Source organism: Bradyrhizobium sp. 40 (assembly GCF_023100925.1).
Taxonomy (GTDB): domain Bacteria; phylum Pseudomonadota; class Alphaproteobacteria; order Rhizobiales; family Xanthobacteraceae; genus Bradyrhizobium.
In genome coordinates this window covers 5,003,909-5,027,079 of the sequence record NZ_CP064688.1, presented here as the reverse complement: position 1 = coordinate 5,027,079, position 23,171 = coordinate 5,003,909, and the positions used below count along the sequence as shown (strand labels likewise).

The following is a 23,171-nucleotide window of genomic DNA, read 5'->3' as shown; positions in this document are numbered from 1 at the left end:
AGAAGCCACATGTCCAATTCCAAAGATGCCGTCCGCAAGGTGCTTGACCAGGTCAAGGCGGACAAGCGCACCAGCCTGACCGCGCCGGAAGGTAAGCTGGTCTGCGACGCCTATGGCATTGCGGTGCCGAAGGAGGGGGTGGCGAAGTCGGCCGGCGAGGCCGGCAAGATGGCCGCCTCGATGGGCTTCCCGGTGGTGATGAAGATCGTCTCGCCGGACATTCTCCACAAGACCGAAGCCGGTGGCGTCATCGTTGGCCTCAAGTCGGCCGAGGACGCCGAGAAGGCCTACGAGACCATTCTCGGCAACGCCAAGAAGTACAAATCCGACGCCAAGATCGAGGGCGTCCAGGTGCAGCAGATGCTGGCCGGCGGCACCGAAGTGATCGTCGGGTCGATCACCGACGCCTCGTTCGGCAAGCTGGTTGCCTTCGGCCTCGGCGGCGTGCTGGTCGAAGTTCTGAAGGACATCACCTTCCGCCTCGCACCCGCGACCAAGCAAGATGCGCTGTCGATGCTCGACGGCATCCAGGCGCACGAAATTTTGAAGGGCGTTCGCGGCGGCGAGCCGGTGAACCGCACGGCGCTCGCCGATGTCATCGTCAAGGTCTCGCAGCTCGTCACCGATTTCCCCGAGATCGTCGAGCTCGATCTCAACCCGGTGTTCGCGACGGCCAAGGACGCGATCGCGGCCGACGTCCGCATCGTCGTCGACTTCGCTTACGTGCCCAAGCCGAAGCCGCGCCCGACCGAAGAGATCGTCGCGGCGATGAGCCGCATCATGCAGCCGAAGGCGGTTGCCGTGGTCGGCGCTTCGGCCGAAGACGGCAAAATCGGCAATTCCGTGATGAAGAACCTCATCAACGGCGGCTACAAGGGTGACATCTACCCGATCCATCCCAAGGCCGCCGAGATCCTCGGCTACAAGGCGTACAAGAGCGTCAAGGACGTGCCCGGCGTGATCGACACCGCGGTGTTCGCAATTCCCGCGAAGTTCGTGGCCGCGGCGCTCACCGAATGCGGCGAGAAAAAAATTCCCGGCGCGGTCCTGATCCCGTCGGGCTTCGCGGAAGCCGGCGCGCCGGAGCTCCAGGCCGAGATCGTCGAAGTCGGCAAGAAATACGACATCCGCCTGATGGGGCCGAACATCTACGGCTTCTATTATACGCCTGCCAATCTCTGCGCGACCTTCTGCACCGCCTATGACGTCAAGGGCCATGCGGCACTGTCTTCGCAATCGGGCGGCATCGGCATGGCCATCATCGGCTTCTCCCGTTCGGCCAAGATGGGCGTGTCGGCGATCGTCGGCCTCGGCAACAAGTCCGACATCGACGAGGACGATCTGCTCGCCTTCTTCGAGCAGGACCCGAACACCAACCTGATCGCGCAGCACTGCGAAGACCTCAAGGACGGCCGCGCCTTTGCGGAAGCGGCAAAGCGCGTCTCCAAGAAAAAACCGGTCATCGTGCTCAAGGCCGGCCGCACCTCCGCCGGTGCGAAGGCGGCCTCGTCGCACACCGGCGCGCTCGCCGGCAACGACAAGATCTACGAGGATGTCCTGGCGCAGTCCGGCGTGATCCGCGCCCGTAGCTTGCGGCAACTGCTCGAGTTCGCGCGCGGCGTGCCGGTGCTGCCGACGCCGAAGGGCGAGAACGTGCTGATCATCACCGGCGCCGGCGGCTCGGGCGTGCTGCTGTCGGACTCCTGCGTCGACAACGGCCTGTCGCTGATGGCGATGCCGGCGGATCTGGATGCGGCCTTCCGCAAGTTCATCCCGCCGTTTGGCGCGGCCGGAAATCCCGTGGACATCACCGGTGGCGAGCCGCCGATCACCTACGTCAATACGGTGAAGCTCGGCCTGACGGACGAGCGCATCCATTCGCTCATTCTCGGCTACTGGCACACCATCGTCACGCCGCCGATGGTGTTCGCCCGCAACATGGTCGAGGTGAAGAAGGAGATGGAGGCCAAGGGCTTCGTGAAGCCGATCGTCGCCTCGCTCGCCGGCGACGTGGAGGTCGAGGAGGCCGCCGAATATCTCTACCAGAACGGCATCCCGGCCTATGCATACTCGACTGAGCTGCCGGTGGAAGTGCTCGGCGCCAAGTACAAATGGGCGCGCGGGGCAGGGCTGCTCTGAGTCGACGATGCCGCTTCGCCTCTCCTCGCGTGCGGGGAGAGGCGAGAACAGTCAGGTCGCGATGAGCAGGAACGTGATCCGGCGCAAATCGATCGAGCCCCGATCGCCATCGGAGGCCGACCACGACGCGCGCGACGGCGGGGTGCAATCCGTCGACCGCGCGCTGTCGATCCTCGAGACATTGTCCGAGGACGACGAGGGCTATCGCCTCAGCGACCTCGCTGTTCGCACCGGGCTCTCCGCCTCGACCGTGCACCGCTTGCTCGCCACGCTGGAAAGCCGCCGCTTCGTCCAGTTCGACCGCGCCGAATCCAAATGGCATGTCGGCGTGCGCAGCTTCACGGTCGGCGCGAGCTTTGCGCGGCGGCGCAATTTCAGCGCCCAGGCCATCCCCTATTTGCGCAAGCTGCGCGATCTTACCCGCGAGACCGCTAATCTTGCCATGGTCGACGACGAGTTCATCATCGTGCTGACCCGCATGGAGAGCCGCGAGATCATGCGTTCGCTGACCCAAGTCGGCGGCCGCGTCCCCATGGTGACCTCCGGCGTCGGGAAGGCGGTACTCGCGACCTATTCCGACGAGGACGTCGGTGCCGTCATCCGCCATCACGGCATGCCACGCTTGACCGAGAAATCCATCGTGCGGCCGAGCGATCTGTTCAAGGAGCTCGAAAAGATCCGAAAGCAAGGCTACGCGCTGGATGATGAAGAGGCCTGCATGGGCCTGCGCTGCGTTGCCGCGGTGGTCTACAACGACTGCGCCGAGCCGCTCGCGGCGATTTCGGTCTCCGGCATGACGAGCCGGCTGACCGATCAGCGGTTACCGGAAATCGGGCAGATCGTCCGTGATGTTGCTGCCGAACTGACGGCCGCGCTCGGCGGGGCAGTTCCGACACCCCGCTAATCGGAAACCCGGGGTATGTCACTGGACAGTGTCGGCTGTTTTGGCTGATATGCGACCAAACGACACGATGCGGCAAACGTCCGCATGAGCCCGGAGACGTCCCATGTTTCAACTTCCCGCGCGCCTCGTCGGCGCAGCTGTCGCGCTGACCCTTGCGGCAGCGACGCCGGCCTTTGCCCAGCAGCTCGAGCTCAAGCTGATGGCACCGGCGGCGCCGGGCGGTGGCTGGGACCAGACCGCGCGCTCGATGCAGCAGGCGCTGGTCGCTGCCGGCGTCGCACGCAGCGTGCAGGTCACCAACGTTCCCGGCGCAGGCGGCAGCGTCGGCATCGCGCAGTTCGTCAACGGCGCCAAGGGTGACGGCAACCAGCTGATGGTCAACGGCTTCGTCATGGTGGGCGCGCTCGCCATGAACAAATCACCCGTCACGCTCGAACAGGTGACGCCGATCGCGCGCCTCACCGAGGAAATCCAGGTGATCGTGGTGCCGGCGAATTCACCGATCAAGACCGCGCAGGATCTGGCCGCAGCGGTGAAGGCCGACATCGCCAAGGTGACCTTCGCGGGCGGCTCGGCCGGTGGCGTCGATCATGTGATGGCGGCATTGTTCGCCGGCGCCGTTGGCGCCGACGCGAAGAAGATCAACTACATCCCGTTCTCGGGCGGCGGCGAGTCGCTCGCCGCCATTCTCGGCGCGAAGGTCACTGCCGGCATTTCCGGCCTCAGTGAATATGACGGGCAGATCAAGTCCGGCAAGCTGCGCGCGATCGGCGTGACCTCGGAGAAGCGCATTCCAGGCAGCGACATCCCGACCTTCAAGGAGCAGGGCATCGACCTCGTGATCGCCAACTGGCGTTCGGTGGTCGCGCCTCCCGGGATCACGCCGGAGCAGCGCAAGACGCTGAGCGACGCGGTCGAGAAGATGGTCAAGTCGGACGCCTGGAAGGACATCCTCAAGCAGAAGGGCTGGGAGGATGCGTATCTCGGCGGCGACGCCTTCGCCGACTTCCTGAAGAAGGAAACCGTGCGCGTCACCGACGTGCTGAGATCAGTCGGCCTGGTCAAGTCATGACCTCGGGCGATCCGGTCCAGCCGCCGCGGCGCGTTGATCGCGCCGGCGTCGTCATTGCTGCGTTGCTCGCAGGTCTTGCCGCGGTGCTGGTCTGGGACGCGCGCGGCCTGCAATCGACCACGATGTACGGGATGGGGCCGGAAGCCATGCCGGTCGTGATCGCCTCCGGCCTCGCGCTGCTCGCGATCGGCAATCTCATCGACGCGCTGCGCGGTCATTTGCCGGCGCGCGAGAGCGCCGATCCTGTGCCTGTGGTCTTGATCCTCGCTGGTCTTGCGCTGCTGATCGGCATCATCGGCTTCGGCGGCGGGTTCATCCTGGCGACGTCGGCGCTGTTCGTCACGACCTCGGCGGCATTTGGGCGCCGCGCCGTCCTGGTCGATTCCGCCATCGCCCTCGTGATGTCGACCCTCATCTATCTCGCATTCGACCGCCTGTTGACGTTGAGCCTTCCCGCCGGCCCCCTGGAGCGACTGCTGTGATGGAAACTTTCGCCGCGCTGGCCCACGGCATGGCGGTCGCCGTCCAGCCGATGAATCTCCTCTACGCCCTGATCGGCGTGTTCCTCGGCACCGCCGTGGGCGTGCTGCCCGGCATCGGCCCGGCGTTGACGGTCGCGCTGCTGCTGCCGGTGACGTACAAGCTTGATCCCGGCGGTTCGCTGATCATGTTCGCCGGCATCTACTATGGCGGCATGTATGGCGGATCGACCACGGCCATCTTGATCAACACGCCCGGCGAGAGCGCCTCGATGGCGACGGCGCTCGAAGGCAACAAGATGGCCAAGGCCGGCCGCGGCGGGCCGGCGCTCGCGACCTCCGCGATCGGGTCCTTCGTCGCGGGCACGATCGCCACCATCGGGCTTGCCTTTCTCGCGCCGTGGCTGGTCGATTTCGCCGTGCGCTTTGGCCCGGAGGATTACTTCGCGCTGATGTGCGTCGCCTTCGTCACGGTGTCGGCGACCTTCGGCGATTCCCCGATCCGCGGCCTGACCAGCCTGTTCATCGGACTGACGTTGGGCCTCGTCGGCATCGACAAGCTGACCGGTCAGGCGCGGCTTGCGTTCGGAGTGCCCGAGCTGCTCGATGGCGTCGAGGTGACGACGCTCGCGGTCGGCCTGTTCGCGGTGGGCGAGGCGCTCTACGTCGCGTCACGCCGTCACCACACCGAGGAGAAGCTCGAGCCGGTGCGCGGCTCGCTGTGGATGACCAAGGAAGACTGGAAGCGATCGTGGAAGCCGTGGCTGCGCGGCACCATGTTCGGCTTCCCGATCGGTGCGCTGCCCGCCGGCGGCGCGGAGATCCCGACCTTTTTGTCCTATTCCTGCGAGAAGCGGCTGACCAAATACCCCGAAGAATTCGGCAAGGGCGCGATCGAAGGCGTCGCAGGACCGGAGGCCGCCAACAACGCTTCGGCTGCGGGCACGCTGGTGCCGCTCCTGACGCTGGGATTGCCGACCTCGGCGACGGCCGCGATGATGTTGGCGGGGTTCCAGCAATACGGCCTCAACCCGGGGCCGCTGCTGTTCGCCGAGCGGCCCGACCTCGTGTGGGGCCTGATTGCGAGCCTGTTCATCGCAAATTGCATGCTGCTGGTGCTCAATCTGCCGCTGGTTGGCCTGTGGGTGCGGCTGCTGGCGATCCCGCAACCGTGGCTCTATGCCGGCATCCTGGTGTTCGCGACCATGGGCACCATCGCCGCAAAGCCGTCGGTGGTCGAACTGTCGATGCTGGCCGGCTTCGGCGTGCTCGGCTTTTTGATGCGGCGGTTCGATTTTCCGATCGCGCCCGTCGTGGTCGGCCTGATCCTCGGCCCGATCGCCGAGAGCCAGCTGCGTCGCGCGCTCGCGATCAGCCTCGGCGATCCCATGACGCTGCTCCAGAGCCCGATCTCGGCGACGCTGCTTGCGCTGGCGTTGATCGCGCTGCTGGCACCCTTCGTGCTGAAAGGGATGGGACGCTTCAAAGCGAACGAGGACTAGCCATCCCGACGCGAGCGTCTTCTAATGCTACGTTCATCTCGTGGGAAAAGTCATGCCGTCAGAGCTCCGTTCGCCCCGTCTCGCTGTCCTGATTGATGCCGACAATGCTTCGGCAAAGATCGCCGATGGACTCTTCGAGGAGATTGCCAAGATCGGCGAGGCCAGCGTTCGCCGCATCTACGGCGACTTCTCCAATGCCAGGTCGAGGGGCTGGGCCGACATCCTGTCGAAGCACGCCATCATCCCGCAGCAGCAGTTTGCCTATACGACCGGCAAGAATGCCTCGGACATCACCCTGGTCATCGACGCGATGGACCTGCTTCACAGCGGCCGTTTCGACGGCTTTTGCCTGGTGTCCTCGGACAGCGATTTTACCCGTCTCGCCGCCCGAATCCGGGAGCAGGGCATCGATGTCTTTGGGTTCGGCGAACAGAAGACGCCGGAGAGCTTCCGGCAGGCCTGTCGAAGGTTCGTCTACACGGAGAACCTGCTTCCCGCGCCGGCGAACACCCAGGACGCCGCCTCGAGATCGACGTCGCTTCAGCCGCTCGATGCCGCAACCCCCATCATCAAGAAGGTCATCACCCAGATGGAGAGCGAGGACGGCTGGGTGACGCTCGGGGAAGTCGGTCGCCAACTTGCCAATCTCGCGTCCGATTTCGATCCTAGAACGTTCGGCTTCCGCAAACTGAGCGACCTCGTGCGAAAGACCAATTCCTTTGAGATCGACGAGCAGAACGGGAGGTCGATGCGGATTCGGGTCAAGCCCGCTGCCGCACCGGCCCCGCGAAGGCGGAACTCGCGCAGACCCGCGAGGCCGGCGGCGGCAGGCGGTTCGACGCCTAAGGCGTAAGCAGGGCGTGCCGTTATATTTGCGCTTGCCCGGTCGGGCGCGGAGCGTAACCATCGCAGGGCCATAACGCCACGCGAGGGTCCTGATGACCAGACTTACCCGCTTCGCCGTCGCACCGTTGCATTCGATGACCCGGCGTCTCGCCGATGTGGCCTCGGCCCGTGTCGCGCCGGATCTCGTCGTCACCGGCGCGCGCGTGCTCTCGACCTATTCGGAGCGCATCCATCAGGGACGTGAGGTCTGGATCACCGGCGGCCGCATTGCGGCGGTAAAGCCGGCTGGAACGGCCAAGAAGGCCTGGAGCGGCGTCACGACCTACGATGCCGCTGGCGGCATTATCGCGCCGGGCCTAGTTGATCCGCACATCCACATCGAATCCTCGATGGTGACGGCCTGCGCCTATGCCGAAGCCGCATTGCTCAACGGCACCACTACGATCTTCTGCGACAGCCACGAGATCGGCAACGTCATGGACGTCGCCGGCGTCGAGGCGATGCTGGAGGACGCGCGCGAGGCGCCGTTGTCGATCTTTTTGACCGTGCCAAGCACGGTGCCGGCCACCTCAGCCGCACTCGAGACCGCGGGTGGCGACCTCACGCCCGACAAGATCGCCGGCCTGTTCGACCGTTGGCCGGAAGCGGTCGCGCTCGGCGAGAAGATGGACTTTGTGCCTGTCACCATGGGGGACGAGCGAAGCCACGCCATCCTCGCCGCCGCCCTGAAGCGCGGGCGGCCGGTATCCGGTCATGTTTATGGCCGCGAGTTCGTTGCGGCCTATGCGGCGAGCGGCGTCACCGATACGCACGAGGCGATCGACCGCGACATCGCCGACGATTTGCTCGATGCCGGCGTCTGGGTGTTCCTGCGCGGAGGACCGCCGACCACACCCTGGCACTCGCTGCCGCAGGCGATCCGGACCATCACCGAGCTCGGGGCCTCGCATAAGCGCACCGCAGTATGCACCGACGATCGCGATGCCGACGATCTCCTGCTGTTTGGGCTCGATTGGGTGGTGCGCGAAGCCGTGAAGGCGGGAATGTCGCCGGAGCAGGCCTGGTCGATCGGATCGCTGCATGGCGCCACGCGCTTCAACATGGACAGCGATATCGGCGGGCTCGGCGGGGGGCGTCGCGCCGATCTCGTGCTGATGGACGATAATCTCGAGCCGCAATCGACCTGGTACGGCGGTGAGCTGGTGGTCGAGAACCGCAAGATCACGCCGAAGCTCGATAAGGCGCTGTCGCAGCGCTATCAATATCCGAAGGCGGCCTATGCGACCGTGAAGCTGCCCGAGAAGGTCACGCTAATACCGGAACTGCCGGTGAAGGCCTGCACCGTCAACGCCATCAAGACCGCGTTGCCCGGCATCACGCTGATCCACGAGAAGATCGCGATCGAGCCCGCAAAGGACTGGCCGACGCTGTTTGCGCGCTACGGCCTGTGCTTTGTCACGGTGGTCGAGCGCCATGGCAAATCGGCCGGCAATGTCGCCTATGGCCTCTTGAAGGACTTTGGCCTCAAGCGCGGCGCGGTCGCCTCCAGCGTCGGCCACGACAGCCACAACATCATCGTTGCCGGCACCAACGAGGCCGACATGCAGGTCGCGGTCGCCGCCATCAAGGAGCAACAGGGCGCCGTCTGCCTCGTCGCTGACGGAAAGGTGAGGGCGCTGGTGCCGTTGCCGATCGCTGGGCTCTTGTCCGACAAGCGCGTCACGGAGGTGGCGGAAGAGGTCAAGGTGCTGAAGAAGGAATGGGCGGAAGCCGGCTGCACCATCCCCTACATGGGCTTCAATTTGATTCCGCTATCGGTCATTCCGGAAATTCGTATCACCGACAAGGGCCTTGTGCTGGTGCCGCAGATGCAGCTGGCGCCGCTGTTCGAGTGAGCGCTTTCACGCGAGTCTCGATCTAACCGATTGAGACCGCCGCGATTTTTCCACGGCTGCCGCATCGTGGAAAATAAAATCGATCTCGTTGAGTGCAGCCCCCGCGGGCCCGATGATCTCGCTCGAGCCAATGCAACTCAAGCGAGGTCCGATATGGCGAAGATGCGAGCCATCGATGCTGCCGTGCGAATTCTGGAGAAGGAAGGTATCTCGACTGCCTTTGGCGTTCCTGGGGCCGCGATCAATCCGCTTTACTCGGCGCTGAAGAAGCGCGGCTCGATCCGCCATATCCTGGCGCGGCATGTCGAAGGTGCCTCGCATATGGCCGAGGGCTATACGCGGGCCAAGGCCGGCAATATCGGCGTCTGCATCGGAACCTCGGGGCCGGCCGGGACCGACATGATCACCGGGCTCTATTCGGCGATCGCCGATTCCATCCCGATCCTCTGCATCACCGGGCAGGCGCCGCGCGCGCGACTCTACAAAGAGGATTTCCAGGCCGTCGACATCGAATCGATCGCAAAGCCCGTGACCAAATGGGCGGTGACGGTGCGCGAGCCGGCGCTGGTGCCCCGCGTGTTCAGCCAGGCGTTTCACGTGATGCGCTCGGGAAGGCCCGGCCCGGTCCTGATCGACATGCCGCTCGACGTGCAGCTCGCCGAAATGGAGTTCGACGACGAGACCTACGAGCCGCTGCCGGTCTACAAGCCCAGCGCGACCCGCAAGCAGGTCGAGAAGGCGCTGGAGATGCTCAATGCGGCCGAGCGTCCGCTGATCGTCGCGGGCGGCGGTGTCATCAACGCCGACGCCTCGGATTTGCTGGTGGAATTCGCCGAGATCGCCAACGTGCCGGTTGTGCCGACGCTGATGGGCTGGGGGGCCATCCCCGACGACCACGTGCTGATGGCCGGCATGGTCGGTCTTCAGACCAGCCATCGTTACGGCAATGCCACCATGCTCGAATCCGATTTCGTGCTCGGCATCGGCAACCGCTGGGCAAACCGCCACACCGGCTCGGTCGAGACCTACACCAAGGGTCGCACCTTCGTGCATGTGGATATCGAGCCGACCCAGATCGGGCGCGTGTTCAATCCCGACCTCGGCATCGTCTCGGACGCGAAGGCGGCGCTCGAACTGTTCGTCGCCGTAGCCAGGGAGTGGCGCCGCTCAGGCAGGTTGCGCGAGCGCCAGGCGTGGCCCGCTTCCTGCCGGGACCGCAAGAAGACGATGTTGCGCAAGAGCCATTTCGACAACGTCCCGATCAAGCCCCAGCGCGTCTACGAGGAGATGACCAAGGCGTTTGGCCGCGACACCTGCTACGTCACCGTGATCGGCCTTTCGCAAATCGCCGGTGCGCAGTTCCTGGGTGTCTATAAGCCGCGCAACTGGATCAATGCCGGGCAGGCGGGGCCGCTCGGCTGGACCCTACCTGCGGCGCTCGGCGTGCGCGCGGCGTGCCCGGATCGCGATATCGTCGCGCTCTCGGGCGACTACGACTTCCAGTTCCTGATCGAGGAGCTCGCGGTCGGGGCGCAGTTCAACCTGCCCTACATCCACGTCGTCGTGAACAATTCCTATCTCGGCCTGATCCGCCAGGCCCAGCGCGGCTTCGACATGGACTATCACGTCCAGCTCTCCTTTGAGAACATCAACGCGCCCGAGCTCGGCGGCTACGGCGTCGATCACGTCGCCGTCGCCGAAGGGCTCGGCTGCAAGGCGATCCGCGTCACCGATCCCAAGGACGCGCAGGCCGCGTTCGCCACCGCACGCGAATGGATGGCGAAGTACCGCGTGCCTGTGATGGTCGAGTTCATTCTCGAGCGCGTCACCAACATCGCGATGGGCACGGAAATCGACAACGTCGTCGAGTTCGAGGAGGTGCTGGACCTGCCGCTCGACGAGGTCGCGACCGCGCGGCCGGGCGTCCTGCAGCCGGCGGAATAGGGGACCAGCATCATGCCGAAATTCGCCGCCAACCTCACCATGCTCTTCAACGAAATGCCGTTCGTGGACCGCTTCGCCGCGGCGAAAGCGGCGGGCTTTTCCGGTGTCGAGTACCTCTTCCCCTATGATTTCGAGAAGGCGCAGTTGCGCGAGCAGCTCGACAGCCATGGGCTGACGCAGGTGCTGCACAATCTGCCGGCCGGCAATTGGGCCGCGAGCGAGCGCGGCATCGCGATCCTGCCGGATCGTGTCAGCGAGTTCAGGGACGGCGTGTTTCGTGCCATCGACTATGCCAAGGCGCTGGATTGCGAGCAGCTCAACTGTCTCGTCGGTATCGCGCCTGTCGATGCCGATCCGCGCGAGCTCAACGAGACGCTGGTCGGGAATCTGCGCTTTGCGGCGTCGACCCTGGCGCGGGAGAACATCAAGCTTCTGGTCGAGCCGATCAACACGCTCGATATCCCCGGCTTCTTCCTTAACGGCACCGCGCAGGCCGTGCAGCTGATCTCCGAGGTGCGCTCGAACAATCTGTTCATCCAGTACGATATCTACCACATGCAGATCATGGAGGGCGATCTCGCCCGTACCATGCAGGAATGTCTCCCGCAGATCGCGCACATCCAGCTCGCCGATAATCCCGGCCGCCACGAGCCCGGCACGGGCGAGATCAACTATCCCTTCCTGTTCCGCCATCTCGACGCGATCGGGTATCGCGGCTGGATCGGTTGCGAATACAAGCCGCGCACCAGGACGCTGGACGGCCTGTCCTGGCACGCGGCGCAGACTTTCGAGACCTGAGGAAACTTTGACATGATCGACATCGGCTTTATCGGACTTGGCACCATGGGACGGCCGATGGCCGGTCATCTTCTGGCCGCAGGCCATCGCGTTCTCCTGCACGATGTCGGGCCGGTCGCACCCGAGCTGATCGCCGCCGGCGGCGTTGTCTGCAAGTCAAGCAAGGAGGTTGCGGAGAAGGCGGATGCGGTCATCATCATGGTGCCGGATACCCCGCAGGTGGAGGCCGTGCTGTTTGGCAAGGACGGCGTCGCGGGCGGCATTTCCAAGGGCAAGATCGTGGTCGACATGAGCTCGATCTCGCCGCTGGCGACCAAGGAGTTTGCGGAGAAGATCGAGGCGCTCGGCGCGGATTATCTCGACGCACCGGTGTCAGGCGGGGAGGTTGGTGCCAAGGCGGCAAGCCTCACCATCATGGTCGGTGGCCCCGAGCGCGCCTTCAACACCATGAAGCCGATCTTCGACAGGATGGGAAAGAACGTCACCCGCGTCGGCGCCAATGGCGACGGCCAGACGACGAAGGTCGCCAACCAGATCATCGTCGCGTTGACGATCGAGGCGGTCAGCGAAGCGCTGCTGTTCGCGTCGAAAGCCGGTGCGGATCCGGCGCTGGTGCGGCAGGCCCTGATGGGCGGCTTTGCGTCTTCGCGGATTCTCGAAGTGCATGGCGAGCGCATGGTGAAGCGCAATTTCGATCCCGGCTTCCGCATCGAGCTGCACCAGAAGGATCTTAACCTCGCGCTTGAAGGCGCCCGCGCGCTCGGCCTGTCGCTGCCGAGCACCGCAGTGGCGCAGCAACTGTTCTCGTCCTGCGCCGCGCATGGCGGCAAGGGCTGGGACCATTCGGCGATGGTGCGCGCGCTGGAACTGATGGCGGGGCACGAGATCGCCGCGGCCTGAACTGTTACCGGGTAACAGTCTCCGTTGTGGTTCTGCCTAGATCGGGCGAGGGAACCGGAACAATGATCCGGCCCCGCGGTTGAAGGCGCACAACAATCACTGGAGACATAAGCACATGAAAACCCGTCTTGCGATTTCGTTGGCTGCCGCGTCGCTGCTGGCGTCGAGTGCGGCCTTTGCTCAGTCGACGACCGAAGAGGGCGCCAGGAACGGCGCACGCGCGGGCGGCGACATCGGCGGTCCGGTCGGTGCGATGGTCGGTGGTACCGTCGGTGCAGCCGTGGGCGCCGGCCTTGAAATTCCGAACGCGATCCTGGGCGGAATTCCGCGTGATGATTCCGTCGTGGTTCACGAGCGCGTCGTGGTCGGCGAGCCCCTGCCGCCGACCGTGGTGCTGCGGCCCGTGCCGAACTACACCGAGTATCGCTATGCGGTCGTGAACGATCGCCGCGTGATCGTGGAGCCGCGCACGCGCCGCGTCGTCAAGATCATCGACTGATCGATCGGAGCGTGAGCTTTGAAAGGCGGGCCCTGCGGAGCATCACTCCGCGGGGCCTTGGCTCGTCAGGGCCGAATTTGCGCGAAACCGCGTCAAGGCCCAATCGGCGACGGTCGCGAGGGCGAAGCCGATGCAGGTGGTGCCGGCATCGACCAGAAAGTCCTCCAGCCGCGCATGTCGTCCCGGTGCCCAGAATTGCATCAGTTCGAGCAGGCCGATCAGCACCACAGCGATGGCTGTAGCCGACAGGCGGCGGCGCGGATAGGCGAGGCCGAAGGCTAGTCCCACCAGGACGAAGGCGAGGGCGTGTTCACCGTCCTGGCCAAGGTCGGAATGGGGCCGCAGGCCGGGCGGGCCGAGGGTTGCAAAGGCGACGGCGGCGGCAAGCAGCCAGGCAGAGGAGCGAACCAAAATGGACATCCGCACCGCTTAGCATGGATTGCAGCAGCCTGCCGAGGGGCCGGGATCAGATCGCCGTGTAGTTAATGACGAAACGTTAAAGCGGCTCACGCACGCCCAGGCCGTGCATGAAGCGTTCCCGGATTTGTACGGGGTCGCGTCGGGTGGCGCCGACGCCAGGCTTGTCATCGATACGAACGGCGATCAGGCTCGGCTCGCCGGCCGACATGGCTTCTTCGACCAGACGCTCGAAATCCTCCTCGTCCGCGGCCCAGGCGCTGTTGGTAAGCCCGGAGCCGGTCGCGATGGCGACGATGTCAGCCACGTTCGCGGCCGGTGTCGGCTGCGCGCCGGTGATCTGATAGATGCCGTTGTCCATTACGATCATGGTGAGGTTCTTCGGCTTCAACGCCGCAATCGTCGAGAGCGCGCCGAGCTGCATCAGCAGCGAGCCGTCGCCTTCGAGCGCGAAGACGCGCCGGTCCGGCTGCGCCAGCGCCACGCCCAGCGCGATCGGGAAGGCGAGCCCCATGCTGCCGAGCATGTAGAAATTCTGCGGACGGTGGCCGGCGGCCCAGAGGTCGAAATTGGTGTTGCCGATGCCGCCGATCACGGCTTCCTCGTGCTCGAGTTTCGCGATCAGGCGCGAGGTGACGTCGAAGCGGTTCATCACTTTGGTGTTGCGCGCGTCTGTATTCATTTGCGCCGGCCTCACTTGTCGAACACCTTGCCGCCCGTGAGCAGCGGGTTGAGGATCAGCGCGACCGGCGCCTGCGTCGTCACGGCCTGCTTGATCGAACGGTCGGCAATGAATTCGAGCTCGTCGAGCCGGGTGATGGTGTGATGCTCCAGCGCCAGAGAATCCAGCACCGGACGCATGGTGCGGCAGACCAGTGACTGGCCGTAGTTGAATTCGCCGAGCGTGCCGCGTTCGGACACGAACATGATCAGCGGAATCTGGTAGGGCACCGCGAGCGAGGCCAGCACGTTGGCGAGCGTCGCAAAGCCCGAGGTCTGCATCAGCACCGCACCGCGCCGTCCGCCCATCCAGGCGCCCGAGACGATGCCGACGGCCTCCTCCTCGCGGGCGGTGGCAAAGGTGGTGAAGAACGGATCGGCGTGCAGGTTCTTGATCAGCGGCGTCAGCACGCGGTCGGGCACGTAAGGGACGAGGCTGATCTCGTTCCGCTTCAGGGTTTGCAGGACGATGCCGTGCCAGCTCTTGTCGCTGGAGGTCTGCGCCGCCTTGGACGAGGTCTGTTGCTCCGCAATCGCCATTGCGTTCTCCCTTCGGCCGCGCATGCTTCTTGGTCTTTGCCATTGTCTCAGGCGGCGTCTTAGGCGTCGTCTTGGCCGTCGCGGCGGTCTGCCGAACTTGACGCAGGCAGCGGGATTGTCAACATGTCCGGGCTGCACCGTGATCTGCGCCAGACGGCCTGCCGCGGCCGGCGCCACCGTGTCATAAGCGGCAATAACAAGAGAACGGAGGAACGCATGGAAGGAGAGCGCGCCGCGCTGGCCCTGCGGATCTCCTGGAGAAAGCCGGAAGGGTCCTGATGTCCGTCAACAGCAAGCGCGTCTTCTACGTCAAATATCTGGCCAACCCGATCTACATCGACATCCTGAAGGCGCGGCCCGACGTCCGGCTCGATCGCATCGAGAACGAGAGCCCCGAGGACTTTTTCGCGCCGATCATCGAAGCGGCTCATGTCTACCAGATCGGCGCCGCCCGCGACGAACTGGCCCCGCACTTCCATGTCGATGCTGCCTTCCTGAAGCGCGCGCCGAACCTGCTGCTCGTCTCCAGCAACGGCGCGGGATTCGATCCTGTCGACGTCGAGGCCTGCACCGATGCCGGCGTGCTGGTCGTCAACCAGTCCGGCGGCAATGCCCATTCCGTCGCCGAGCACGCGCTGGCGATGATGCTGACGTTGTCCAAGCGCATCATCCAGTCCGACCGCAAGCTTCGCAGGGAGGCCAACGTCAACCGCAACGAACTCGTCGGCAACGAGATCGAGCACAAGACCGTCGGCATCATCGGCCTCGGCAATGTCGGTCGCCGCATCGCCGCGCTGTGCAAGGGCCTGTTCGGCATGAAGGTGCTGGCCTACGATCCGTACCTGACGGCCGAGGTGATGGCCGAGCGGGGTGGCGAGAAGGTCGAGCTCGACGAGCTTTTGCGCCGCGCGGACTTCGTCTCGATCTCCTGTCCGCTCGACAAGGGCAGCCGCAATATGATCAGCGTGCGCGAGTTTGGGTTGATGCAGCCGCATGCGTACTTTATCACCACGGCGCGTGGCTTCATCCACGACGAAGATGCGCTGCTCCAGGCGTTGCGTGACAAGCGCATTGCGGGCGCCGGTCTCGACGTCTGGTCCAAGGAGCCGCCGCCACCGGAGCATCCGCTGCTCCAGCTCGACAACGTGCTGGCGAGCCCGCATACCGCGGGCGTCACGATCGAGGCGCGGCAGAACATGGGCCGGATCGCCGCCGAGCAGGTGCTGCAGACGCTGGACGGCAAGCGCCCGCCGCGCATCATCAATCCCGAGGTCTGGCCACGCTATGCGGAGCGATTCAAGCAGGCGTTTGGTGCGACGCCGGCGTAGTCGATGGTCGCTTTGTCCTTCCGGGGTGCGATGCTCCTGCTGCCCAATGTCCCGGTTAGCGCTACGCGCCACCGAATGATCGGCGGGCGGGAATCGCGCCCGACTTTGATCCGCGTCAAAATCTCCCTCCCGCAATCCGGCTAAATGGGATTAGAGTGAGCGCCGCCGGGGCAGGCAGGAGGTCCCATGTCAACTTATGTGGTCAGGTTCATGAAGGACGTGCTCGGCCAATACGGCCGGCAGATCGAGGTGTGCCAAGGCACGCTCGAGGTCGACGCTTCCGACGAGGACGAAGCCAGAGAGCGGGCGAAGGCAAGGTTTTGCGCGGACCAGGCGTTGCACCACTGGTCGTTGCATGCCGACCGCATCCAGGTCAGACCGGCTGACTTTCCGTCGTGAGGGGCTTGGCGGCCGGGCGCCGTGAGGTCACGCTGGCGCCGAGCGGGACCGCTGCACCGTCTCAGTCGAGCAGCTTGTCCAGTGTGATCGGGAAGCGGCGGATGCGTTTGCCGGTGGCGTGATAGACGGCGTTTGCGATCGCCGCCGGGACGCCCACAATGCCGATTTCGCCAATGCCCTTGATGCCGAGCGCGTTGATGTGCGCGTCCGGCTCGTCGACGAAGATCACGTCGATGTCGCGAACATCTGCGTTCACCGGAATGTGGTACTCGGCGATATTCGCATTCATGATCCGGCCGAAGCGGTGATCCATCACCGTCTCCTCGTGCAGGGCCATCCCGATTCCCCAGACCACGCCGCCCATGATCTGGCTGCGGCCGGTCTTGGTGTTCAGAATCCGCCCGGCCGCGACGGCGCTGACGACCCGCGTCACGCGAACGACATTTAGCTCTTCGTCGACCTTGACCTCGGCGAAGACGGCCGAATGGGTGTTGCGCGCGTGCTTCTTGTCCTCATCGAACTGGTTGAGCTTTTCCTTCTCGATGCGTTCGACCCCGCCATGGCGCATTGCGTCGGCGATCGAGACCGCGCGGCTGTTGTCGCTGGCGCCGGCAATGCTGCCGTCGATCAGGACCGTATCGGCCAACTCGGCGCCGGCGAGCGGCGAGCCTGGCATCTTTCCGGCCAGATCTAACAGCTCCTTGCGCACCTCCTCGGCGGCTGCGAGCACCGCATGTGCGCTCGAGGCGGCCATCCAGGAGCCGCCCTCGACTGGCGCCTGCGGCAAGGTCGAATCGGCGAGCCTGACGCTGATGTTCTCGATCGGCAGGCCGAGTGCGTCGGCCGCGACCTGCGCCACAATGGTGTAGGTGCCGGTGCCGATGTCGGATGCCGCGCAAGACACCTCGGCATGTCCGTTCGACGTCAGCACGATACGGACGGCGACTGGCATCTGCAGTGCTTCCCACACACCAGTGGCCATGCCCCAGCCGACCAGCTCCTTGCCGTCGCGCATCGAGCGCGGCGCAGGATCGCGTCTGCTCCAGCCGAAGGCGTCCGCGCCGCGCGCGTAGCATGCCTGCAACTGCTTGCTGGTGTAGGGCAGGTTTTCGCTCTGGTCGCGGTCCGAGTAGCACTTCAGCCGCAGGTCGACCGGGTCGAGCTTGAGTGCGACGGCAAGCTCGTCCATCGCGCATTCGAGCGCGCAGACGCCCGACGCCGCGCCCGGTGCGCGCATGTCGCAGGGGGTGGAGACGTCAAGGTGGACCAGCTTGTGGGACAAGCGGCTGTTCGGGCTGCGGTAGAGCTGTTCGGCCCAGCCGGTATCGTTGCGGGCAAAATCCTCGTAGCGCGAGGTGACGGCAATGGCCTCGTGCGTGACCGCATCGAGCGTACCATCTGACTTTGCACCGAGCCCGACGCGCTCGATGGTCATTGGCCGGTAGCCGAGCCCGTACATCTGCTGCCGTGTCAGCACGACGCGAACGGACCGTTTCAGCGCGAGCGCGCCGAGCGTTGCCAACACCACCTGATATTGCGGCCGCAAGCCGGAACCGAAGGCGCCGCCGACGTATGGCGAGATCACCCGAATGTCCTCCGGCTTCCTGTCGAACACGCCGCAGAGAAATTTGTGGACGTTCTGGACGCCCTGCGTCTTGTCATAGATCGTGAGCTTACCATTGCTGTCCCAGACCGCCGTGGTCGCATAGAGCTCCATCGGGTTGTGATGCTCGGTCGGTATCACGTAGTCCGCCACATGGCGCACATCAGCTCCCGCAAGGGCGGCTGCGGCGTCGCCCCGCGGCTTATGCGGCTTGTCCTTCTCGGCAGCGTTGCCGCGCTCGCCTTCGAGGTCGGTCGCAAAACCATGCTGCTCATAGTCGACCCGCACGAGCGTCGCGGCGAATTTCGCGGTTTCCCAGTCCTCCGCGACGACCAGTGCGATCGGCTGGCCATTGAACTTGATTTTGTCATCATAAAGCGGACGGAAAGGCGAGCCTTCCTCGGGCGCCACCTCGTCCTTCCACGCCTCGTCCTTATCGGCCAGCGGCGGACGGTTCGCATGCGTGAGCACGTCGAGCACGCCCTTGATCTGCAGCGCCGCATTGGTGTCGAGGCGGGCAATGCGCCCGCATGGAATGGTAGCCTCGACGACGAACCCATGGAGGAGCTTGTCGGCCGGAAATTCGCCGGCGTATTTGGCGGCGCCGGTGACCTTGGCGCGGCCGTCGACACGCGACGTTGGCGTTCCGACATAAGCGTTCATGGGGTCCTCACGCGATCTTCTTGTGGGCCTGGGATTGCGGCGTGGCGTTCGCCGCCTGTGTGAGCGTCCGCACGATGGCGCGGCGTGCGAGCTCGACCTTGAAGCCGTTATGTGAGCGGGCCGTTGCTCCCTGGAGCAAGAGATCCGCGGCGTGCGAGAAGTGATCGGGCGTTGCGGCCTGGCCGCGCAACGCCGCTTCGGCTTCGAGGCTACGCCAGGGCTTGTGCGCCACGCCGCCGAGCGCCAGGCGTGCCCCGCTGATCGCGTTGCCCTCCAATTCGAGTGCGGCGGCGACCGAGACCAGAGCGAAAGCATAAGACATCCGGTCGCGAATTTTTAGGTAGCTGTAGTTTTGTGCAAAGCCGCGCGGCGGCAGCTCGATCGCCGTGATGATCTCACCGGTGCCGAGATTGGTATCGACATGAGGCTTGTCGCCGGGCAGCCGATGGAAATCGGTCAACGCGATGGTGCGTTCGCCGGAAGGACCCGCGACGTGCACGAGCCCGTCCAGCGCGGCAAGCGCCACGCTCATATCGGATGGATTGGTCGCGATGCAGGCGGCGCTCGTGCCCAGGATCGCATGGTTGCGGTTCAGCCCGTCCATCGCCGAGCAGCCGCTGCCGGGATGTCGCTTGTTGCAGGGCGTGGCCGTGTCATAGAAGTAGGCGCAACGCGTTCGCTGCATCAGATTGCCACCAACGGAGGCCATGTTGCGCAATTGCGCCGACGCGCCGGCTAGGATCGCGCTGGCGAGCAGGGGATAGCGCTGCTCGATCAATGGATGGTAGGCGAGGTCCGAGTTCGGCACCAGGGCGCCGATGCGCAAGGACCCGTCGGTCGTCTCCTGGACCTCCCGGAGCGGCAGGCGGGAGATGTCGATCAGCCGGGAGGGGCGCTCGACATTCTCTTTCATCAGGTCGATCAGATTGGTGCCGCCGGCAATCAGCTTGGCGTCGGGATCGGCGGCGAGCAGGCGGATCGCGTCGGCGACATCAGTGGCTCGGGCGTATTGGAAATTGTTCATGGCTGGCCCATTGCCTGCTGGATGGCGGCGACGATGTTCGGATAGGCGCCGCAGCGGCAGAGGTTTCCGCTCATGAGCTCCCGGATCTCGTCGGAATCACGGGCACGGCCTTCGGCGAGCAGTCCGGCCGCCGAACATATCTGTCCCGGCGTGCAATAGCCGCACTGGAAGGCGTCATGGTCGATAAACGCCTGTTGCACGGGATGCAGTGCGCCGTCCTTGGCAAGACCTTCGACAGTCGTGATCTCCGCGCCGTCCTTCATGACGGCGAGCGTGAGGCACGAATTGACGCGCCGGCCATCCACCAGCACAGTGCAGGCGCCGCACTGACCATGGTCGCAGCCCTTCTTGGTGCCGCTCAGCGCAAGATGGTCCCGCAAGGCGTCGAGCAGCGTGGTCCATGGCACGAGATCGAGCGTGTGACTGACGCCGTTGACGACAAGATGGATCGGGATTCGTTCGGAAATCTGATGCGTGACATCGCCCATGTCCTGCTCCCTGCGACGGCGACCGTGCCGGACGTCAGCCGTGTTGACGCGGGGGCACGCCTCCGCCGGCCAATAGCGCCCAACGGACCACCGACCGGTTGGTTCCTTGCAGGCAGTTCGCCTTTCCGAGAGGTTGCGGTCAGCGCTTTGCTTCGCCGAACACCACATTCGGCACGGCGCGGTTGACGACCTCGCGCAGCGCGAAGCTCGATTGGACCCGCGCGACGCGCGGCAGGCGCGACAGCTCCATGCGGTGGATGCGCTCGAAATCCTGGATGTCGCGGGCGAGCACGATCAAAATGTAGTCGTCGGTCCCCGACATCAGGAAGCAGCGCACGACGGACGGGCATTTCACCACCTCCGCCTCGAACGCCTTCAACGCCTCATCGCTCTGGCTTTCCAGCGCGATGCGGACCAGTACCGTGGTGGTGAGGCCGAATTGCGCGAGGTCGAGCGTGGCCTGATAGCCTTGGATGTAGCCGTCGTCCTCAAGTGCCTTCTGCCGCCGCGCGAGCGCGGTGCTGGAGAGCCCAACCTTGTTGGCGAGCTCGGTGTGGCTGGCCCGCGCATTGGTCGTGAGTTCCGCGAGGATGGCGAGATCTTTCCGGTCCAGGGCCAAAGTTTCGTTTCCAGCGTGAAAGGGCGTTTGCGCGCCGGAAACCGGCGCAGGGACGCCAAAGCTAGCGGATATTTGCACGAAACCAAACCGGGCAGGTCGCTACGATCATGAGGTGAATCAAAAGGAGGCCCGGGATGCGCGTCGGTGTGCCCAAGGAAATCAAAGTGCAGGAATATCGCGTCGGGCTCACCCCGGGTGCGGTCCGCGAATATGTCGCGGCGGGGCACGAGGTGACGGTCGAGACCGGTGCGGGTGGCGGCATCGGCGCCTCCGACGAAGTCTACCGGCGGGCAGGGGCGATCATTGCCGAGAGCGCACGCGACATCTTCGCGAACTCCGACATGATCGTGAAGGTGAAGGAGCCCCAGAAAAGCGAGTGGGCCCAGCTCCGCGAAAGCCAGATCCTGTTCACTTATCTCCATCTCGCGCCGGATCCCGAACAGGCCAGGGGTTTGCTCGCCTCCGGCTGTACTGCGATCGCCTATGAAACCGTCACCGACGCGGCCGGTCACCTCCCCCTGCTTGCGCCGATGAGCGAAGTCGCCGGCCGCCTCGCCATCGAGGCCGCCGGCGCCGCGCTCAAGCGTTCGGCCGGGGGCCGCGGACTGCTGCTGGGCGGCGTTCCCGGCGTGCAGCCGGCGCGGGTCGTCGTGCTGGGCGGCGGCGTAGTGGGAACGCAAGCCGCGCGCATGGCCGCGGGCCTTGGCGCGGAGATCACCGTGATCGACCGCTCTATTCCTCGGTTGCGGCAGCTTGATGATCTCTTTGCCGGGCGCGTACGCACCCGCTTCTCCACCATCGAATCAGTTGAGGAGGAGGTGTTCGCTGCCGACGTCGTGATCGGCGCGGTGCTGGTGCCGGGCGCGAGCGCGCCCAAGCTCGTCACGCGTGCGATGTTGACATCGATGCGACCGGGCGCCGTGCTGGTCGACGTCGCGATCGATCAGGGCGGCTGCTTCGAGACCTCGCACCCGACCACGCATGCCGATCCGACCTATCTGGTCGACGGCATCGTGCATTATTGCGTGGCCAATATGCCCGGCGCGGTGCCGGTGACGTCGAGCCAGGCGCTGAACAACGCGACGCTGCCGTTCGGCTTGATGCTTGCGAACAAGGGTTTTGCTGCAGTGCTGGAAAATCCACATCTGCGCAACGGGCTGAATGTGCATCGCGGCCGCATCACCAACAAGGCGGTGGCCGAAAGCCTCGGGCCGGAGTTTGCTCCGGTGGGGAGCGGGCTGGCGGCGTAGCGTTGCTGCTCATACCGGCTTGCGATGGCGGCTGCCGAGCGCGGCTTCGATCGTCTCAGGCTCCTCGATGCGTTCGATCAGCATGTCGATGCGGTCGCCGCCCCAGAACAGCTCGCCGTTGAATACCATGGTCGGCACGCCGAACACGCCGAGCGCTTCGGCCTCGTCGATGATGCGGTCATGCTCGGCGCGGGCGGGGCCATGGATGTAGGCTTTGAACTCACTGGCTGAACCACCGCAGGACGTGATGACGTCCGTGATGGCGGCGAGATCGTCGATCTCGAGCTCATGGCTCCAGAAGCGCCGAAACACCGCATCGTGATACGGACGGAAGAAGCTGTGCTGTTGGGCGAACAGCATGCCGACGCTGGAATAGAACGCGTCGTAGATCCGCCGGGGCCCTTTCATGACGAGCCCTTGCGCATTGGCATAGCGCCGAGCGTCCATATAGGCGTAGCGCACCTTGCGCCAGAAATGCGGCGTGCGCTCTTCCACGGTCCCCATGAATTCGGCAACGCGCAGCGTATAGGGCAGCCATTCGAGCTCGACGCCGTGCGTCTCCTCGAGTTCGAACAGGCGCTTGTTGGCCACGAATGCGTAGGGGCTCTTGTAGTCGGTGTAGATACGCACGCGGGGATTTGGCATTGGCAGATTCCTTTCATACGCGCGGCGCTACCTGCTCGCCGTGGCGCCGGTGCTCAAATAGGCCGGAAGAAGAAAACTATTGCCCCGGGTCCGTCCGGCGGAAGGAGTTTCCCCTTCGGGAGGCAAAAAAGCCAATCGCTTCCATTGCTGTTTGGGGCCGAAACGACGACATTTCCATCAGAAATTGATGGATTGACTGCCATGGAACGCACCAGGTTTGAGCCTTTCGGCGAGCAATTGGTGTCCGCAACGGACACCCAGCCGCGCTCGCGCGGGTCAAAGCTGCTGCTGCGGGTCGGCACCGGCCTGTTCTGGTCGCTGGTCGCCGGCATCGTGCTGGCGCGTGCGGCCTTCTTCGAGCCCGGCGTCTATGACGGCTTCAGCCGCGTCGCCTCACTGGCCAAGAGCTTGATCTTCTAAGGCGCGCCTGAACTTCCGAGCCGGATTATCCCGGGCTGAGGATAGAACTTCCCTGAGCCCTGATATGTCGAAAACTT

23 protein-coding genes are annotated in these 23,171 nt (G+C 64.8%); 15 read left to right on the top strand and 8 right to left on the bottom strand.

Annotation, left to right across the window (positions count from 1 at the left end; genetic code table 11):
• The first annotated feature begins 9 nt into the window (after positions 1-9).
• From IVB40_RS24310 to IVB40_RS24260, 11 genes are all read left to right on the top strand, one after another.
• Positions 10-2,139 (top strand): acetate--CoA ligase family protein, encoded by a 2,130-nt coding sequence (locus IVB40_RS24310; RefSeq protein ID WP_247816558.1) that lies wholly within the window; start codon positions 10-12, stop codon positions 2,137-2,139.
• A 61-nt stretch (positions 2,140-2,200) separates the two neighbouring features.
• Positions 2,201-3,043 carry an IclR family transcriptional regulator gene (locus IVB40_RS24305; RefSeq protein WP_027569149.1) on the top strand — a complete coding sequence of 281 codons (843 nt, stop codon included), beginning with the start codon at positions 2,201-2,203 and terminating at the stop codon, positions 3,041-3,043.
• 103 nt (positions 3,044-3,146) lie between these two features.
• The gene (locus IVB40_RS24300; protein ID WP_018458586.1) at positions 3,147-4,115 is read left to right on the top strand and encodes a tripartite tricarboxylate transporter substrate binding protein; all 969 of its coding nucleotides are present in this window, start codon (positions 3,147-3,149) and stop codon (positions 4,113-4,115) included.
• Complete coding sequence (locus IVB40_RS24295; protein WP_247816557.1) at positions 4,112-4,597, top strand: tripartite tricarboxylate transporter TctB family protein; 486 nt, start codon at positions 4,112-4,114, stop codon at positions 4,595-4,597. Before IVB40_RS24300 ends, IVB40_RS24295 begins: the two co-directional genes overlap by 4 nt.
• On the top strand, positions 4,597-6,096 hold the full coding sequence (locus IVB40_RS24290) for a tripartite tricarboxylate transporter permease (RefSeq protein ID WP_247359822.1): 1,500 nt from the start codon (positions 4,597-4,599) through the stop codon (positions 6,094-6,096). Before IVB40_RS24295 ends, IVB40_RS24290 begins: the two co-directional genes overlap by 1 nt.
• Before the next feature lie 52 nt (positions 6,097-6,148).
• Positions 6,149-6,949, top strand: a complete 801-nt coding sequence (locus tag IVB40_RS24285) for an NYN domain-containing protein (RefSeq protein ID WP_247816556.1) — start codon at positions 6,149-6,151, stop codon at positions 6,947-6,949.
• A gap of 85 nt (positions 6,950-7,034) precedes the next feature.
• A complete protein-coding gene (locus IVB40_RS24280; protein ID WP_247816555.1) occupies positions 7,035-8,837 on the top strand; it encodes an adenine deaminase C-terminal domain-containing protein in 1,803 nt (600 codons plus the stop codon).
• Between the two features lie 153 nt (positions 8,838-8,990).
• Entirely contained in the window at positions 8,991-10,781 is a 1,791-nt protein-coding gene (gene gcl / locus IVB40_RS24275) for a glyoxylate carboligase (protein ID WP_247816554.1), read from the top strand.
• A gap of 12 nt (positions 10,782-10,793) precedes the next feature.
• Complete coding sequence (hyi, locus tag IVB40_RS24270) at positions 10,794-11,579, top strand: hydroxypyruvate isomerase (RefSeq protein WP_247816553.1); 786 nt, start codon at positions 10,794-10,796, stop codon at positions 11,577-11,579.
• Between the two features lie 12 nt (positions 11,580-11,591).
• A complete protein-coding gene (locus tag IVB40_RS24265; protein WP_247816552.1) occupies positions 11,592-12,479 on the top strand; it encodes a 2-hydroxy-3-oxopropionate reductase in 888 nt (295 codons plus the stop codon).
• Between the two features lie 115 nt (positions 12,480-12,594).
• A complete protein-coding gene (locus IVB40_RS24260; protein ID WP_007593296.1) occupies positions 12,595-12,978 on the top strand; it encodes a DUF1236 domain-containing protein in 384 nt (127 codons plus the stop codon).
• 42 nt (positions 12,979-13,020) lie between these two features.
• On the opposite strand, the gene IVB40_RS24255 is transcribed toward IVB40_RS24260, so the two are convergent.
• From IVB40_RS24255 to IVB40_RS24245, 3 genes are all read right to left on the bottom strand, one after another.
• The gene (locus IVB40_RS24255; protein ID WP_247288887.1) at positions 13,021-13,398 is read right to left on the bottom strand and encodes a VanZ family protein; all 378 of its coding nucleotides are present in this window, start codon (positions 13,396-13,398) and stop codon (positions 13,021-13,023) included.
• 76 nt (positions 13,399-13,474) lie between these two features.
• Positions 13,475-14,077: a thiamine pyrophosphate-dependent enzyme gene (locus tag IVB40_RS24250; RefSeq protein WP_247467614.1), complete on the bottom strand. Its 603-nt coding sequence runs from the start codon at positions 14,075-14,077 to the stop codon at positions 13,475-13,477.
• 11 nt (positions 14,078-14,088) lie between these two features.
• Positions 14,089-14,655, bottom strand: a complete 567-nt coding sequence (locus IVB40_RS24245) for a thiamine pyrophosphate-binding protein (protein WP_247816551.1) — start codon at positions 14,653-14,655, stop codon at positions 14,089-14,091.
• Positions 14,656-14,933: 278 nt separating this feature from the next.
• Between IVB40_RS24245 and IVB40_RS24240 the strand changes: the two genes are divergently transcribed.
• A complete protein-coding gene (locus IVB40_RS24240) occupies positions 14,934-15,983 on the top strand; it encodes a hydroxyacid dehydrogenase (protein ID WP_247816550.1) in 1,050 nt (349 codons plus the stop codon).
• A gap of 186 nt (positions 15,984-16,169) precedes the next feature.
• Entirely contained in the window at positions 16,170-16,382 is a 213-nt protein-coding gene (locus tag IVB40_RS24235) for a hypothetical protein (RefSeq protein ID WP_027569161.1), read from the top strand.
• Positions 16,383-16,443: 61 nt separating this feature from the next.
• On the opposite strand, the gene IVB40_RS24230 is transcribed toward IVB40_RS24235, so the two are convergent.
• From IVB40_RS24230 to IVB40_RS24215, 4 genes are all read right to left on the bottom strand, one after another.
• Positions 16,444-18,648, bottom strand: coding sequence for a xanthine dehydrogenase family protein molybdopterin-binding subunit (locus IVB40_RS24230; protein ID WP_247816549.1), 2,205 nt, complete (start codon positions 18,646-18,648; stop codon positions 16,444-16,446).
• Positions 18,649-18,655: 7 nt separating this feature from the next.
• Positions 18,656-19,672 (bottom strand): xanthine dehydrogenase family protein subunit M, encoded by a 1,017-nt coding sequence (locus IVB40_RS24225; RefSeq protein ID WP_247816548.1) that lies wholly within the window; start codon positions 19,670-19,672, stop codon positions 18,656-18,658.
• Complete coding sequence (locus tag IVB40_RS24220; protein ID WP_247359813.1) at positions 19,669-20,160, bottom strand: (2Fe-2S)-binding protein; 492 nt, start codon at positions 20,158-20,160, stop codon at positions 19,669-19,671. Before IVB40_RS24220 ends, IVB40_RS24225 begins: the two co-directional genes overlap by 4 nt.
• Before the next feature lie 139 nt (positions 20,161-20,299).
• Complete coding sequence (locus IVB40_RS24215; protein WP_027569165.1) at positions 20,300-20,779, bottom strand: Lrp/AsnC family transcriptional regulator; 480 nt, start codon at positions 20,777-20,779, stop codon at positions 20,300-20,302.
• Positions 20,780-20,913: 134 nt separating this feature from the next.
• Here IVB40_RS24215 and ald point away from each other — a divergent pair, with 134 nt between their 5' ends.
• The gene (gene ald, locus IVB40_RS24210) at positions 20,914-22,029 is read left to right on the top strand and encodes an alanine dehydrogenase (protein WP_247816547.1); all 1,116 of its coding nucleotides are present in this window, start codon (positions 20,914-20,916) and stop codon (positions 22,027-22,029) included.
• Positions 22,030-22,038: 9 nt separating this feature from the next.
• Here ald and IVB40_RS24205 read toward each other — a convergent pair whose 3' ends face one another.
• On the bottom strand, positions 22,039-22,674 hold the full coding sequence (locus IVB40_RS24205) for a DsbA family protein (RefSeq protein ID WP_027569167.1): 636 nt from the start codon (positions 22,672-22,674) through the stop codon (positions 22,039-22,041).
• A 201-nt stretch (positions 22,675-22,875) separates the two neighbouring features.
• On the opposite strand from IVB40_RS24205, the gene IVB40_RS24200 reads away from it, so the two are divergent.
• Positions 22,876-23,094: a hypothetical protein gene (locus tag IVB40_RS24200; protein WP_007593267.1), complete on the top strand. Its 219-nt coding sequence runs from the start codon at positions 22,876-22,878 to the stop codon at positions 23,092-23,094.
• The last annotated feature ends 77 nt before the right edge of the window (positions 23,095-23,171 follow it).